13 protein-coding genes are annotated in these 15,597 nt (G+C 35.3%); 5 read left to right on the top strand and 8 right to left on the bottom strand.

Annotated elements, in window-relative coordinates; translation table 11 throughout:
• Positions 1–56: 56 nt before the first annotated feature.
• A complete protein-coding gene (gene pheT, locus DI487_RS15700) occupies positions 57–2,486 on the bottom strand; it encodes a phenylalanine--tRNA ligase subunit beta (protein WP_109570496.1) in 2,430 nt (809 codons plus the stop codon).
• Positions 2,487–2,745: 259 nt separating this feature from the next.
• Here pheT and DI487_RS15695 point away from each other — a divergent pair, with 259 nt between their 5' ends.
• The 3 genes from DI487_RS15695 (at position 2,746) to DI487_RS15685 (ending at position 5,993) form a co-directional block, all read left to right on the top strand.
• Complete coding sequence (locus DI487_RS15695) at positions 2,746–4,251, top strand: aldehyde dehydrogenase family protein (protein ID WP_109570495.1); 1,506 nt, start codon at positions 2,746–2,748, stop codon at positions 4,249–4,251.
• A 226-nt stretch (positions 4,252–4,477) separates the two neighbouring features.
• Positions 4,478–5,518 carry an alcohol dehydrogenase AdhP gene (gene adhP, locus DI487_RS15690; protein WP_109570494.1) on the top strand — a complete coding sequence of 347 codons (1,041 nt, stop codon included), beginning with the start codon at positions 4,478–4,480 and terminating at the stop codon, positions 5,516–5,518.
• A 97-nt stretch (positions 5,519–5,615) separates the two neighbouring features.
• Positions 5,616–5,993: a DUF779 domain-containing protein gene (locus tag DI487_RS15685; protein ID WP_109570493.1), complete on the top strand. Its 378-nt coding sequence runs from the start codon at positions 5,616–5,618 to the stop codon at positions 5,991–5,993.
• On the opposite strand, the gene DI487_RS15680 is transcribed toward DI487_RS15685, so the two are convergent.
• Positions 5,990–6,910: an AraC family transcriptional regulator gene (locus DI487_RS15680; RefSeq protein WP_109570492.1), complete on the bottom strand. Its 921-nt coding sequence runs from the start codon at positions 6,908–6,910 to the stop codon at positions 5,990–5,992. The genes DI487_RS15685 and DI487_RS15680 overlap by 4 nt on opposite strands.
• Before the next feature lie 96 nt (positions 6,911–7,006).
• A complete protein-coding gene (locus DI487_RS15675) occupies positions 7,007–7,576 on the bottom strand; it encodes a TetR/AcrR family transcriptional regulator (protein ID WP_109570491.1) in 570 nt (189 codons plus the stop codon).
• Positions 7,577–7,715: 139 nt separating this feature from the next.
• Between DI487_RS15675 and DI487_RS15670 the strand changes: the two genes are divergently transcribed.
• Positions 7,716–8,702, top strand: coding sequence for a ferrous iron transporter B (locus DI487_RS15670; protein ID WP_146193503.1), 987 nt, complete (start codon positions 7,716–7,718; stop codon positions 8,700–8,702).
• A 63-nt stretch (positions 8,703–8,765) separates the two neighbouring features.
• Here DI487_RS15670 and DI487_RS15665 read toward each other — a convergent pair whose 3' ends face one another.
• Together DI487_RS15665 and recG are read right to left on the bottom strand one after the other, a co-directional pair.
• Positions 8,766–9,629, bottom strand: a complete 864-nt coding sequence (locus DI487_RS15665) for a bestrophin family protein (protein WP_109570489.1) — start codon at positions 9,627–9,629, stop codon at positions 8,766–8,768.
• A 46-nt stretch (positions 9,630–9,675) separates the two neighbouring features.
• Positions 9,676–11,781, bottom strand: coding sequence for an ATP-dependent DNA helicase RecG (recG, locus tag DI487_RS15660; protein ID WP_109570488.1), 2,106 nt, complete (start codon positions 11,779–11,781; stop codon positions 9,676–9,678).
• A gap of 115 nt (positions 11,782–11,896) precedes the next feature.
• Here recG and DI487_RS15655 point away from each other — a divergent pair, with 115 nt between their 5' ends.
• Entirely contained in the window at positions 11,897–13,597 is a 1,701-nt protein-coding gene (locus DI487_RS15655) for a carbamoyltransferase family protein (protein ID WP_109570487.1), read from the top strand.
• Positions 13,598–13,612: 15 nt separating this feature from the next.
• Here DI487_RS15655 and DI487_RS15650 read toward each other — a convergent pair whose 3' ends face one another.
• From DI487_RS15650 to DI487_RS15640, 3 genes are read right to left on the bottom strand one after another with little or no spacing between them, the layout of a single operon-like run.
• Positions 13,613–14,308: an aspartyl/asparaginyl beta-hydroxylase domain-containing protein gene (locus DI487_RS15650; RefSeq protein ID WP_109570486.1), complete on the bottom strand. Its 696-nt coding sequence runs from the start codon at positions 14,306–14,308 to the stop codon at positions 13,613–13,615.
• 3 nt (positions 14,309–14,311) lie between these two features.
• Positions 14,312–14,806: a hypothetical protein gene (locus DI487_RS15645; protein WP_109570485.1), complete on the bottom strand. Its 495-nt coding sequence runs from the start codon at positions 14,804–14,806 to the stop codon at positions 14,312–14,314.
• 11 nt (positions 14,807–14,817) lie between these two features.
• Entirely contained in the window at positions 14,818–15,528 is a 711-nt protein-coding gene (locus tag DI487_RS15640) for a Dph6-related ATP pyrophosphatase (RefSeq protein ID WP_109570484.1), read from the bottom strand.
• Between the last annotated feature and the right edge of the window lie 69 nt (positions 15,529–15,597).

The raw sequence follows: 15,597 nt of genomic DNA, 5'->3' as shown, positions 1-15,597 counted from the left end.
ATAAATAAAAAACCACCTTATTTAAGGTGGTTTTTTGTGATTTTATTTTTGGAAGATTATCTTAAACTGGCTCCTAACTCTTTTTCAAAATTAGTTTGTAATTTAGTCATGATCTTTTCAATATCTTTATCTTTTAACGTCTTGTTATCGTCCTGAATGATAAAGCTGATCGCATACGATTTTTTACCATTAGGAAGATTTTTGCCTTCATAAACATCAAACAGGTTAATTTCTTTTAATAACGCTTTTTCTGTTTGTTTAGCTAATTTAAAGACTTGTTCAAAAGTAACATTGTCATTTAATAACAAGGCTAAATCCCTGCGTACAGCCGGAAACTTAGGAATGTCGGTAAACTTAATTTTATTTGAAATATATTTTTGCAATTTTGACCAGGCAAAATCAGCGTATAAAACTTCTTGTTTGATATCGAAATACTTTAAGATCGATTTTTTAACTGTACCGAACTCTACTATGGTTTCTTTTCCTATGGCCAGGGCAATACCTTCCTGAAAAACATCATTTTCAAAAGGAAGAGTACTTACTTTGGTATCTAATCCGATTCGGGATAAAATACTCATTATATATCCCTTAAATAAGAAAAAGTCGGATTTATCAGTAGGCTGTTTCCAACTTTCATTGTTTCGGTTTCCGGTTACTAATAATGTTAAATGTTTAATCTCATCATAACCTGAAGGTAGTTTATGATACGTTTTTCCGAACTCATAGAATTTCAGGTCATTTCTCTTGCGATTGATATTAAAAGAAACAGCCTCTAATCCGGAAAATAACATAGACTGGCGCATAGCTGACAGGTCATTGCTTAAAGGATTCAACATTAGAACGTTGAAATCTTCTTTAATCTTTTCTGAAAGCTTAACGTAATCAGGAGTAGTTAAAGAATTAGCCATCATTTCATTGAAACCTAAGGCACATAGCTGGTCAGAAATGATATTTTGTATTTTGAACTCTTCTGTTCTTGATGAGTTAGAAACCGTAGCATTCAATTTCTGTGAGAATTGAATATTGTTGTATCCGTAAACTCTCAGAATTTCTTCAATAACATCAATTTCACGTTGTACATCCACACGATAAGAAGGAATGATTAGTCCTAAACCTGATTCTGTAACGTTATTGATCTTGATATCTAAGGCAACTAATATTTTTTTGATGATCTCTTTCGGGATTTCTTCACCGATCACTTTTCTGACTTTTTCGAAGCTTACAAAAACCTGAAAATCGTCTACTTTCTTAGGATAAATATCTGTTATTTCCGAAGTGATTTCACCACCGGCAACTTCCTGAATTAAAAGAGCAGCACGTTTTAAAGCATATTCCGTGATATTAGGATCAATACCTCTTTCAAAACGGAAAGAAGCATCAGTATTTAATCCGTGTCTTTTAGCTGTTTTACGAATAGAAACCGGATTGAAATAAGCACTTTCTAAGAAAATAGCTTGTGTGCTTTCACTTACTCCTGATTCTTTTCCTCCGAAAACACCGGCAATACACATTGGTTCTTCAGCATTACAGATCATAAGATCTTCAGCGTCTAAAGTACGTTCCACATCATCTAAGGTTCTGAACTTAGTTCCGGCTTCAACAGTTTTTACGATAACCTTATTACCTTTAATCTTATTGGCATCAAAAGCATGCAATGGTTGTCCTAATTCGTGTAAAACGTAATTTGTAACATCCACTACGTTATTTTTAGGCGTTAAACCGATAGCTTTTAAACGGTTTTGTAGCCAGGAAGGAGAGGGCTTAACATTAATTCCTGAGATCGTTACACCACAATATCGGGGAGCCATTTTTTCATTTTCTACTGCAACATCGATTTTCAAAGTGCGTTTGTCTACTCTAAAGTTACTAACAGAAGGTGTAATCAATTCCACATTCTTTTCGTTATTGTAAAGTCCGGCCTTTAAGTCACGGGCAACTCCGAAGTGGCTCATAGCATCGGCGCGATTAGGCGTTAATCCGATTTCAAAGACTTCATCCGTTTCGATTTCAAAAAGTTCAGCAGCAGGAGTTCCGGGTTTAACGTCTTCGTCAAGGATCATAATTCCGTCATGACTTTCGCCTAAACCTAATTCATCTTCAGCACAAATCATTCCGTGACTTTCCTCACCTCTGATCTTCCCTTTTTTTATTTCAAATGCATTTCCTTCTTTGTCAAATAATTTAGTCCCGATAGTGGCTACAGGTACTTTTTGTCCGGCAGCTACATTAGGAGCACCGCAAACAATCTGAACCGGTGGGTTTCCGTCACCCAGATCAACGGTAGTAATTCGTAATCTGTCTGCGTTAGGATGTTGTACACAAGTTAATACATGCCCCACAACAACTCTTTTTAAACCTCCTTTTAAACTTTCAAAAGTATCTACGCCTTCTACTTCCAGACCCAGATCAGTCAATAAAGCCGCAGTTTCTTCAGAATTCCAATCTAACTTTATAAATTGTTTTAACCAATTATAAGAAATACGCATTTTCTATTCAATTTTAGTCTGCAAATATACATAATGCTCAGAAGAGTTTAAAACATTATTTTAATTATAGTGTTTAATACTTTTTTAGGCTTAAAATTAATGATTTGATAAAAAAATGTGATTTAAAATGAAATTTAGTGAAAAAATATATGTTAAAATTTAATTAAATAAAATCTTGTGCTATAAAATGAAAAAATTATGCTATTTTTTTATGGATTAGGGTACTACCTTTGAATAAAACCAAAAAAAACAAAGATTTATGAGTAATTTAGTTCAAAGACCAAATTTCAAACAAAAGTACGATAATTATATCGGAGGGAAATTTGTTCCTCCTGCAAGTGGTGAATATTTTGATGTTGTTTCTCCTATAGATGGAAAGGTATTTTCAAAAGCTGCACATTCTAACAAACAAGATTTAGAATTGGCCGTAAATGCTGCATCTGAAGCTTTTGAAAGCTGGAGTAAAGTATCACCTACAGATCGTAGTAACTTGTTGTTTAAGATAGCACAGGTTATGGAAGATAATTTGAATTTGATCGCAGCAGCTGAAACGGTAGACAACGGTAAGCCGATTCGCGAAACAATGGCTGCTGACATTCCGTTAGCAATTGACCATTTCAGATATTTTGCCAGTGTGATCAGAGCAGAAGAAGGTTCTGTAAACGAATTGGATGAGCACACAGTTTCTTTGATCGTACACGAACCAATCGGAGTTGTAGCTCAGATCATTCCTTGGAATTTCCCTATCTTAATGGCTGTTTGGAAATTAGCACCGGCTTTAGCTGCCGGAAACTGTGTGGTATTAAAACCGGCTGAAAATACACCGATCTCTATTATGGTATTGATGGAGTTGATCGGAGATTTAATTCCTGCCGGAGTAATAAATGTCGTAAACGGTTTCGGTGCTGAGTTGGGTAGAGCTTTAGTGACTAATCCTAAGGTAGCAAAAGCAGCTTTCACAGGTTCTACAGCTACAGGACGTTTAGTAATGCAATATGCAACTGAAAACATTATTCCTGTAACCTTAGAATTAGGTGGTAAATCTCCGAATATTTTCTTCCCGTCTGTGATGGATCACGATGATGAGTTCTTCGATAAAGCTTTAGAAGGTGCAGCATTGTATTGTTTAAACCAAGGTGAGATCTGTACCTGTCCTTCTCGTTTATTAGTTCACGAAGATATCTATGATAAATTCATGGAAAGATTGTTAGAACGCGTAGCTGCTATTAAAGCAGGAAACCCGTTAGATCCTACAGTAATGATCGGTGCTCAGGCTTCAAAAGTGCAGAAAGAAAAAATCATGTCTTACATCAAGTTAGGTAAAGAAGAAGGTGCAGAATTGTTAATCGGTGGAGATGAAAATAATTTAGGTGGTGATATTGAAGGTGGTTACTACATTAAACCGACAATCTTTAAAGGAAATAACAAAATGCGTATTTTCCAAGAAGAGATCTTCGGTCCTGTATTAGCAGTAACTACATTTAAAACTACTGAAGAAGCTATCGAAATAGCAAATGATACTATTTATGGTTTAGGAGCTGGTGTTTGGACACGTGATGCTCACGAATTATACCAAGTGCCAAGAGCTGTACAGGCAGGTAGAGTTTGGGTAAACCAATACCATGCTTATCCGGCAGGAGCTCCGTTTGGAGGATACAAACAATCAGGTGTGGGACGTGAAAACCACAAAATGATGTTAGACCACTACAGACAAACTAAAAACATGTTAGTGTCTTATAACAAAAATAAATTAGGATTCTTTTAATTGATACCATAGGGCTTGCCCACTGGTTAAACTAAGGTGAACCCTATCAGGCTGTATAAAAACTGATAGGGTTTTCTTTTACATTTAAAAAAAGCGTTTGATAAAAGGCTTTTTTTAAAGATCAGATTATTATTGCTACTAACTTTTAGCCTTTTCAATTATTGAAAATGATCTTTATCTCTTTTAAGAGAAAACTTCTAACAGAAACAACTAAAAATAAAGAATTATGATTCCTAAAACCATGAAAGCGGCTGTTGTGCAAGGGTATGGACAGCCATTAAAAATAGAAGAAGTACCGGTAAGAGTACCGGGTAGATATGAGGTCTTGGTAAAGGTGATTGCCTGTGGAGTTTGTCATACGGATCTACATGCTGTAGACGGAGACTGGCCTGCTAAGCCGAAAATGCCTTTAATTCCGGGACATGAAGGCGTAGGTATTGTGGTAGCATGTGGTCCCGAAGCAATGGTAAAAGAAGGAGATGCAGTAGGTGTGCCTTGGTTGTATAGTGCTTGCGGATGCTGTGATTATTGTATTACTGGGTGGGAAACCCTCTGCGAAGCTCAGAAAAACGGAGGATATAGTGTAGACGGAGGTTTTGCGGAATATGTGATAGCAGATTCACGTTATGTCGGACATTTAAAACCGGATGTAAACTTTTTAGAGATTGCTCCGATACTTTGTGCCGGTGTTACGGTATATAAAGGACTTAAAGAAACAGAAACAAAACCGGGAGAATGGGTAGCCATTTCAGGGATAGGAGGTTTGGGACACGTTGCTGTTCAATATGCAAAAGCTATGGGAATGCATGTTGCAGCCATTGATGTTGCCGATGATAAATTAGAATTAGCTAAAAAGTTAGGTGCGGATATTACGGTAAATGCTAAAACTACTGATCCGGGACAGTATTTGCATAAAGAAGTAGGAGGAATGCACGGTGCTTTGATTACTGCTGTTTCGCCTATAGCTTTCAAACAGGGAATCGATGTGTTACGTAGAAAAGGAACAATTGCTTTGAACGGATTGCCACCTGGATCTTTTGAACTGCCAATTTTTGAAACCGTACTGAAACGTATTACGGTCAGAGGTTCGATTGTAGGTACTCGTAAAGACCTTCAGGAAGCTTTAGATTTTGCAAATGAAGGTTTGGTAAAAGCGACTGTAACTCCTGCTAAGTTAGAAGACATCAATGATGTGTTTGACAAAATGAAGCATGGACAGATTGATGGTCGAATAGTATTAGATATTGCCGGAAATTATAGTAATTGATGTAATAGTTTTTATCATTAATTTTTGGTATATTTATAGTTAGGTTGGGCAAAGTGGCCAACTGTATAAGTTGGCTGCTTTTTTAAATTAAAATGTTATGGTTAAGAGAATAGAAGTTACTGATCAGGCGAGAGAGATGATCCTTAAGTTAAAAGAAAAATTCGGTGATTTAATGTTTTATCAGGCCGGAGGATGTTGTGAAGGGACTCAGCCTCAGTGTTTTGAAAAAGGCGGTTTTTATTTAAGAGCCGATGATGTTTGTATTGGAGAAATTGAAGGAACTGAATTTTGGCTCGATAAGGATTTGTTTGAATATTGGAAGCACGCTCATTTTACTTTGGATATAATGGATGGAATAGGAGCGGGTGGTTTCTCTTTAGAAACACCTTACGGAAAAACATTTAAAGTAAATTATCGCATTTTTACACCAGAAGAAGAAGAAGATCTGGAACCTGTTAAACGAAATACACTTTAATAGTTCATCAATTGGTATTGTTTCGGGGTAATGCCTTCGTATTTTTTGAATATCCTGATGAAATAATTGCAGTCTTCAAATCCGGAAGCAAAACTGACTTCATTGACCTGAATGCCGGGGTTTTTAAGTAGTCTTTTGGCAAATTTTATTTTTTCATTTAAAATAAACTCTACCGGAGTCATGCCTAATTCTCGTTTAAAGTAACGATAAAAGGAAGTGGAGCTCATACACGCTTTTTCACTTAGTTCTTTAATGTTGATATTTTCAGTAATGTTTTTACGAATGTATTCTACAACTTGTGTGATCGGATTGGAACTATCTAAAAGTAATTGTTCATTTTCATACGAACGAAAAGTTTGTGTCTGAATGATCCTGATAATCAGTTCTTGTAAAGTTAAATCGGTAATAACATCTTTGGTAACCGATGTACTCATACATTCTTTGATTAATTTATTCAGCGTAGTGGCTAATTCAACATTATTGTAAAAGAAATAGTTTTCATAATCCAATTTCCAAAAGTTATTTTTACCTTCTTTTGGGTAGCGTTCGTTTAAAAAAGCTAAAGTTTCTTTTATCTTAAAATGATCAATGGCTAAAGCTAAACACTGCGTAGGATTTTTTTGTGAAGCTTCCGGAAAATCAATTTTCATTTCTACATTCGACGGCACTACGACAGTTTCCCCCGGAAGATATTCAAACTCGGGATCATCAAATAAGTGCATGACCTTTTTGCCTCTTAGCATACTGGTTACTACCAGATCGTTGAACTTTAACGGAACCAAAGCAGATTCTTTATAAGTCTCAAACAAATTCAGTTCACAGTTGTTCAACGAAAAAACCGTACGGTTTTCCACAAGTGTCTTTAACGATTTTTCGTGAGTCAGAGCTGGAGTACTGAGTAAACTTTTAGAAGGCATTGTAATTTTATAAAAATGATAAGTCTAATTTATGAAAAATTAAATGAAAATAAAAGTAAACTATATTTAATTAGCGATTTATGGAGAATGATAAGGTTATTCTTGCTTCATTTTTTTTAAATATAATTCAAAAGACTGAAAATTACTCTCTAGTAAAAAGGTAATGTAACCTGCTATTTGTTCTGCCGGTTGTTTGAACCCTCCTTTAATCCATTCTTGCATGAGGTAAATGGTTCCTTTCTTTTGAAAAATATATGTCAATTGTGCGAAGGGCTTTGCTTTTTGAGGATAGTTTTCTATTGATTTTGTTTTGTAGGTATTAATTATTTTAGTCAATAGTTTACTGTTTTCTATATTGCTAAAGATAAGCTCACTTATTTTTTTATTATTTTCTAAACACTTGCAAGAAGCTAAAATTATACTTTTTAATTCCTTGTCATTTTTTACTTCTTTTCTCAATTCCTGAAATAAGGTATTTTCAATTTCATGTAGAATTTCAAATGGGGAACTATAATGATTGTAAAATGTGTTTCTATTGACTTCAGCTTTTCTACAAAGTTCAGATACTGAAATTTCATTTAGTTTTTTATTTTTTAAAAGGCTTAATAAAGTGTCTTGTAAAATCATCTTAGAGTATTGAACTCTTCTATCTTCTTTTTTTTTCATCGAATTATTATACAAATTACGGTTTAACTGTTTGTAAATATACAGTTTGCTATAAAAATGTGTTTTTTAATATACAGTGTGTCTATAAATTTACAATGTGTATAAAAATAAGTAAAATAATATATAAATAAGTATCATTATGATTTTTGGAACACCTATAAGTTGGTTTTTGGTTGAAATTTTTTCATTAGTCTTGTTTTTTATGTGCATGAACCATGCAATAAAACAAGAGCGCCCATTTCTTAGATTACTTGAACTTTTTGGTTTTGTCTTAGGAGCAGGAATTTTTGAAAACATAGGGGTAAATAGTGCTCATGCATATTATTATGATATAAGAAGAATCATGATGATAGCAGATGTCCCTCTTGAAATTTTATTACTAGAAGCATCTATTTGGTATGCAGCATTTAATTTGGCTATTAAATTGAACTTACCTAAATGGGGAATCCCTTTTATTGTAGGTTTATTTGGCTCTATTCAAGATATGACAATAGACCCAGCAGCTGTTTTTGATAGTTATGCCCTTCAAGATACAGTTGCTAATACTGTTAATTTGAAATATCCTGGAGCTTTTATAGATGGATATTTATCAGGACAATGGAACTGGACTAATCCGGGATATGAAAATAGTTTTTTTGGAATTCCTATTTATAATTTTAGTGGTTGGATGTATCTTATGTTTTTTTATACGGTTTGGATATTAATCGGAAGATGGCTTCAAGAAAAATTTGATTCAATTGTAGTCGGATACTTTTATCCATTTATAGCAGGTGTTTTAAATGTAGCTTGTTTAGGTTTTCCTTTGACTGTTTTTTTGGTATTTGGAACATTTGATTCTAATCAATCTACTTTTCAAAGCGAATTGATAATTCTTTGTATTAATTTTGCTTTTGCAATATCACTTCTCGTGTTCTATCGCAAAAGATTAACTAAAATTGATATAAGAAAAGACGGTGTAATCTTATTTCTATTGCCAGTAATTATGCACTTATATGATGTATTTTATGCTTTTATACAAAAAGTAGAAATAGCTTATATACCGGTTTTGATAGTTTCATTGTTACATTTTGCTTATCTGTTTTATGTATACCAAAAAAGTAAAAATATGACAAGTATAGTTTACTAAATACAAAAGAGAAGAATCAATAAAAAAAGGAGTTTTCAAAAACTCCTTTTTTTATTGATTTCATTACAAAATTTCTTCTACATGTTTTTTAATATTGGCTGCTATCTTTTTAGTCGGTAAGTCATTAGCATCGTCACCGAAGGGGTCTTCAATTTCTTCAGCAATAAGCTCCAGACTGGCCAAGACATAAAAAATAAATACTACAACCGGAATAACATAATAGCCTAAGTTAAACACATAACCAAAAGGTAAGGTCATCACATAGATAAAAATAAATTTTTTGATGAACGAACTGTAAGAGTAAGGAATAGGTGTGTTTTTAATACGTTCGCAAGCTCCGCAAATATCCGTAAACGATTGCAATTCGGCATTAATGACAATTAATTGGTCGCCGGAAATTTTTCCCGAAGTGTACAGATCATTCGCTTTCTGGAACAGCATTTTAGCAATTTGGTTCGGACGGTGTTTGTGATGGTCTAATTCTAAATCCAAACCTTCAATTAGCATTAAAGCCGTTTCTTCATCTGCCAGGTGCTTTTGCAAAAAGGAAGCATAGTTGGGAATTAATTTTCGAAAGTAGTTACGGTCGCCTTCTTCCTGTAAGTAAGCAGAAAGTTTTAGCGCTAAATTTCGGCTGTTGTTGACTAAGGCTCCCCAATGTTTTCGACCTTCCCACCAGCGGTCATACGCAGTATTGGTCCTAAATACCAATAAAAGGGAAATCACAAAACCCACCATGCCATGCATCACCGTAATGTTCTTTACATGGCTATCATCGCTTAGTTTCCAGAATTCTATTTCAAGATAAGCTACTGCATATGAGTATAAGCCAATAGTGATCATCATAGGGATTAATTGACGAAATGTATCCGATTTATGAAAACGGAAAATAAAGGTGATCCAGTCTTTCGGGTTGTATTGTACCATAATTTTAGTGTTCAGTATTCAGTCAATAGTAAGCAGAAAAGTAATATTAACTAATATAATTCCAAATATTTTTCTTTTTACTCAATTCTAAGAAGATTTGCTTCATTTTTTGATGTTCGGGTTTCGTCATATTCGGGTCTTCTTTCAGAATCTTAATTGCAATATGACGAGCCAATTGTAAAATGTCTCTGTCTTTAACCAGATCGGCAATGTGTAAATTGAGTACGCCGCTTTGTTGGGTTCCCATAATATCACCGGGACCACGTAGTTTTAAATCGACCTCGGCAATTTCAAAGCCGTCATTTGTGGCACACATAGTTTCTAAACGCGTTTTACTGTCGTTACTCAATTTGTGTCCTGTCATTAAAATACAATAACTCTGTTCAGCGCCACGACCTACACGTCCGCGAAGCTGATGCAATTGCGATAATCCGAAACGTTCCGCACTTTCAATGACCATAACGGAAGCATTGGGAACATTTACGCCCACTTCAATAACAGTGGTTGCGACCATAATGTTAGTTTTACCTTCAGCAAAACGTCGCATTTCTTCGTCTTTATCAGCAGGTTTCATTTTTCCGTGAACAATAGAAATGGAATATTGTGGCAACGGGAAATCGCGTGAAATACTTTCATAGCCATCCATCAAATCCTTATAGTCCATTTTTTCAGATTCTTGAATTAACGGATACACAATATAAATTTGTCTTCCTTTTGCAATTTCATCTTTCAGGAATTTCCAGACTTTCAATCGGTTACTGTCGTAGCGATGTACGGTTTGTATCGGTTTTCTTCCCGGAGGCAATTCATCAATCACAGAAATATCCAAATCGCCATACATGCTCATGGCTAAAGTTCGAGGAATAGGAGTAGCGGTCATGACCAGAACGTGTGGCGGAATTTCATTTTTCTTCCAAAGTTTTGAACGTTGTTCAACACCAAAACGATGCTGCTCGTCTATGATAGCTAAACCTAAATTGTGGAACTGGACTTTGTCTTCTAAAATAGCATGTGTACCGATTAATATATCTAAACTTCCGTTTTCGAGTTCTTCGTGAATAATTCTTCTTTCGGCAGTTTTAGTCGAACCCGTTAGCAATTTGATGTTGATGTTTAGGTTTTTAGCTAAATCAGAAAGTCCGTTGAAATGTTGTGCAGCCAAAATTTCGGTTGGAGCCATCAAACAACTTTGGAATCCGTTGTCTTTAGCAATTAACATAGCAAGTAAGGCAACAATTGTTTTTCCGGAACCCACATCACCTTGTAATAAACGGTTCATTTGGGCATTGCTTCCCAGATCGTTCCGAATTTCTTTAATTACTCGTTTTTGGGCATTGGTTAGTTCAAAAGGTAAATGATTTTGGTAAAAATCGTTAAAATTTTCGCCTACAACCTCAAATGGATGCCCCTTGATTTTATGTTTTCGGATTAAATTTTTTGTGATAAGCTGTAATTGGATGTAAAACAGCTCTTCAAATTTTAACCGAAACTGTGCTTTAGCTAATAACTCTTGATTTTTTGGAAAATGAATATTGAACAATGCCGCATTTTTCGGGATCAATTGTAATTCTTGAACAATGCTATCCGGTAAAGTTTCCGAAAACAAAGCCTGTGTTTCTACGAATAATTGTTGCATCATTTTATTGACGGTTTTATTCGTAATATTTTTGTTGGCCAATTTTTCCGTACTCGGATACACCGGTTGCATAGCACTTCGCAAGCTGGCTTTGTGTTCTTCTAAGAACTCCATCTCCGGATGCGCCATATTGAATAAGCCATTGAAAGAAGTTACTTTTCCAAAGATCACATACGGAACATTAATCTTTAAGTTTTCTTTGATCCATTTATGTCCCTGAAACCAAACTAATTCCATTTCACCCGTATCATCAATAAAGGTAGCGACTAAGCGTTTGCCTCTTTTTTGTTCAACAGTTTTAATGTGGACGATCTTTCCGACAATTTGAACTTCCGAATTACTGTTAACCAATTGATTGATCTTGTAATAATGTGTTCTGTCAATGTATCGATTCGGGTATAAATTCAGCAAATCTCCGTACCTGTGAATAGCTAACTCTTTGCGAAGCAAATCGCCACGTTGTGGACCAACGCCTTTGAGATATTCTATAGGAGTTTCTAAGAGATTGTTTTGCATATTGCGAAGATAGCTTTTTTGTGAGAAAATTTAAAAAGTATAATTTGAAAAAGCAGGGAATCGCTATATTTGAGAAGTACATTTTTATAAGAATAAACTCAAAGGAAGCAATTCAATGGCTAAACCCATATATATTTTAGGTACCGGACTTTCTCATAACGGTTCGGCAGTATTGTTAAAAGACGGTCGTATTTGCGTTGGGATAGAAAAGGAACGGCTGAGCCGAAAGAAACACGACGGAGGAAATGATACTTTAGCTATTCAATATTGTTTAGCTGCCGAAGGAATTGGGATAGAAGATCTGGCACTGGTCGTACAATGTGCTAATTTTGATATACCCGGTCGGGAACGTTTTGAAGGAAAAAGAGTTTTTGCAGATACAACAACTCCAAAAATGGTTACCATTTCTCATCATTTGGCTCATGCTTATAGTGCTGTAGGAACTTCTCCTTTTACAGAATGTGCCGTGATGGTTATAGATGGTTGCGGCAGTCCGTTAGATCAATTTCTCGCTCTTCATCCGCAAGAAAAAGAAATAGTAGCTAAATCTTTTTTGGAAGAAACGGAAATGCTATGTGAAAAAGATAGTTTCTATTATTTTGACGGGCAAAAAGTAACTCCGCTAGTTAAAGATTTTAGTAAAATGGCACCACATGATGCCAATTCGTTATCGTTGCCTACTACCCAACATTCGATAGGAGGGTTCTATGCCACCATTAGTAAATATGTTTTCGGAGATATGGATGATGTAGGCAAGTTAATGGGATTAGCCCCATTTGGTACAACAGGAATTTACGATTTTGAAGCTTTTGAATTCCAATCAGGACGTTTGTATCTTTCAGAAAGTTGGAAAGAAAATTTTACCGATCCTTCTACGGGATATGACTATTTTAAGGAACATTTTGAATATTATGCCAATATTGCAAAATGGGCACAAGAACAGGTTGAAAAAGCTGTACTGCAATGTATCACGAATCGGATAGAAGAGTTTCCGTCTGCAAATTTATGTTATACAGGAGGCGTAGCTTTAAATGCTGTGGCTAATGCGAAATTACAGGACATCAAAATTGTGGAGAATACTTATTTTGAACCGGCTGCCAGTGATAATGGATTGGCACTAGGTTGTGCTTTTTATGGTTGGTTAGACTATCTTAATAAACCAAAAGTTGAACATAGCGGAAACACTTGTTTCGGAAAACAATATAGTATTCAGGAAATTGAAGATGTATTGAAAGAAGATGAATCGTCAATTTATACAAAAATAAAGTTTGAGAATGAAGAAGAGTTATTGCGTTATTGCACCGAAAAACTAAATCAAGGTAAAACACTCGCCTGGTTTCAGTCCGGATCAGAGTTTGGTCCGCGTGCTTTGGGAAGAAGAAGTATTTTAGCCCATCCGGGGATCGATAATTTAAAAGATCACATCAATAGAAATATAAAATTCAGAGAAGATTTTCGCCCGTTTGCGCCTGCTGTGCTCAAGGAAAAAGTTTCGGAATATTTTGAAAACGGAAGAGTAAGTCCTTATATGATCTTGGTTGATAAAACCCGCCCGGAATATTTGGAACAGCTTAAGAATGTAACTCATAAAGACGGTTCTGCTCGTGTACAAACAGTAGATGAAAATTGGAATGGTTTATTTTACAGGCTGATAAAAGCATTTTACGAAGTTAGCGGAATAGCAGTTTTGTTAAACACAAGCCTGAATCGCAGAGGAATGCCTATGGTTGAAACGCCCAGAGAAGCACTTCAGTTATTTCATGAAACGGCACTGGATGTTTTAGTAATGGAAAATATAGTTTTGGAGAAAAAATAGAATAATCTTCAGCAATCACTTTTTGAGCAATTCTGCTATGATTTGATTCGCTACAGGAGTATTCATCTTTTTTAATTCTTCAATCATCAATTGTTTTTCATTATCCTTTAGTTCAGGTATTGGTCGTATGAATTGTTCTTCTGAAGCTTGTTGAAAGAATAGCTTGTCTGTCCATTCGTTACGGATGCCATCAATGACGAGATGTATTCTGTCCTGTGCGCCGTTATTGGCTACTGAATGCGTAAAATTAGCATCAATATACCAACATTCGCCTTTATTCATTTGGAGTCTTTGACCGTCTAAAATAAATTCCACATGTTCATTTGTGATAATCGGAATATGAATTCTGAAATAACCGTCTTCATATCCCAAACAATTGTCGGTATGTGGTTTTACGGATGCTCCGGCTGCCAGACGCAATAAACGAACGGTAGTTTTTTCAAAAGCAAAACTGTCAATGACTTCTTTTAAATAAAAGCAAGAAGCCATGATTTCAGTATACGTTGCTTTTTCTGTTCCGATAGGAAAAGCATTGATATTCTCTGATTTTCCGCCTTGTGAAACCAATGCAATGGAAGACCAGTCACCATCATAATCATTCGTGTTGTAATGCGGCTTCCATTGATGATTCGTTATTTTTTGAAGATCCTTTTGCAATCTTTCAGGATCCCATTGAATTGGGAATTTTATATAACGTACGAGATTATCCATAAATTAGTCTCTTAACCATTGTTTCATTTTAGGAAATACAATGCCGTTTTGGCCATTTTCTTTACTTGCGGTTAATCCACACCATTCTAAAAAGGGCAATCCGATAAAATTTTGTTGCGTATAGCTTTCAATAAGCCATTGCGAACTTCCTTTGTAACCATTTTGGTGAAATACAACATCATTAGGAAGTTCTAAATGAACAGAAGCAGCATAAGACCAAAGCATAGCTCCGATTTCATCACCTTGTGAAGGCCAATCTTTATCCATTTTTTCCGTTCCGATATGAATCCTTTCTTGGGAAGGAGTTACAGCTAAATGTCCGGCTTCATGTAAAATATCTCCGGGATACAGAAGTTTATCCGTATCAATGATGATACTGTTGCTTAAAATCTTTAAACCCGGTAAAAAAGTAGCTTCAGAAAGGACTTCTTTAGGCGTAGTGATGCCAATCTCATTTAAAAATGTTGTAATTTTTTCGATAAGTAGCTCTTTTTCCATAGTTGTTTCTATTAATTTGGAATCAGGTCGCAATACCAAAATCCATAATCTGAATCATCATCAGTGTTTTCTGTTTGTGGCTTTGGATATGTTTTTCGCACAATTTCTCCTTTTTCAAAGGTAACAGGTTGGCTGAAAAGCGGTCCGTCGAAAGTAAAGGTATGAAATTCTCCGTTTTCTCCGCACGGATCAACATTTTCAGGTAGATCTGCTATAAATTGTTCGTCTATAATTCTGCCGGCAAAGCTTTTATCAAGATACTGTTCGTTTACACAGGTCACAATGGTTTTAAACCCTAAAGTAAGAAATTCTTGAATAAGTTCTGAAGTATCAGCTTTCCAGAGAGGAAAAACAGCTTTAAAGCCGATACTTTTTAATTTTTCTTCTCGGTATTGGCGTAAATCTTCCAGAAAAATATCTCCGAAAACAGAATATTCAATACCCTTTTGATGAAAGGAGCGAAGTGTTTGTTCCATTTTCTTTTCATAGGTTTCCATAGTAGTCATACTGGGAACACTCATTAATGTAAGTGGAAAACCTAGGCTTTTGGCTTGTTTTATTAATAAGTCGACCCGGATGCCGTGCATGGAAATACGTTGGTATTCTTCACTGATGCTGGTTAAAAAAGATACGATCTCATATTTGTCTTGTTGTAGGATCTTATATAAGGCTAAAGTGGAATCTTTTCCGCTGCTCCAGTTAAAAAGGGCTCTTTTTTTCAAAGTGAGTAAATTTTGAACTTCTGAAGCGTAAACTTACACATTTATGGAGAAAATTTCTCAAAGCTTTGT

It is taken from the genome of Flavobacterium sediminis, from assembly GCF_003148385.1.
Classification (GTDB): Bacteria; Bacteroidota; Bacteroidia; order Flavobacteriales; family Flavobacteriaceae; genus Flavobacterium; species Flavobacterium sediminis.
The sequence above is the reverse complement of the archived record's forward strand: the minus strand, read 5'-3'. Positions and strand labels throughout refer to the sequence as shown.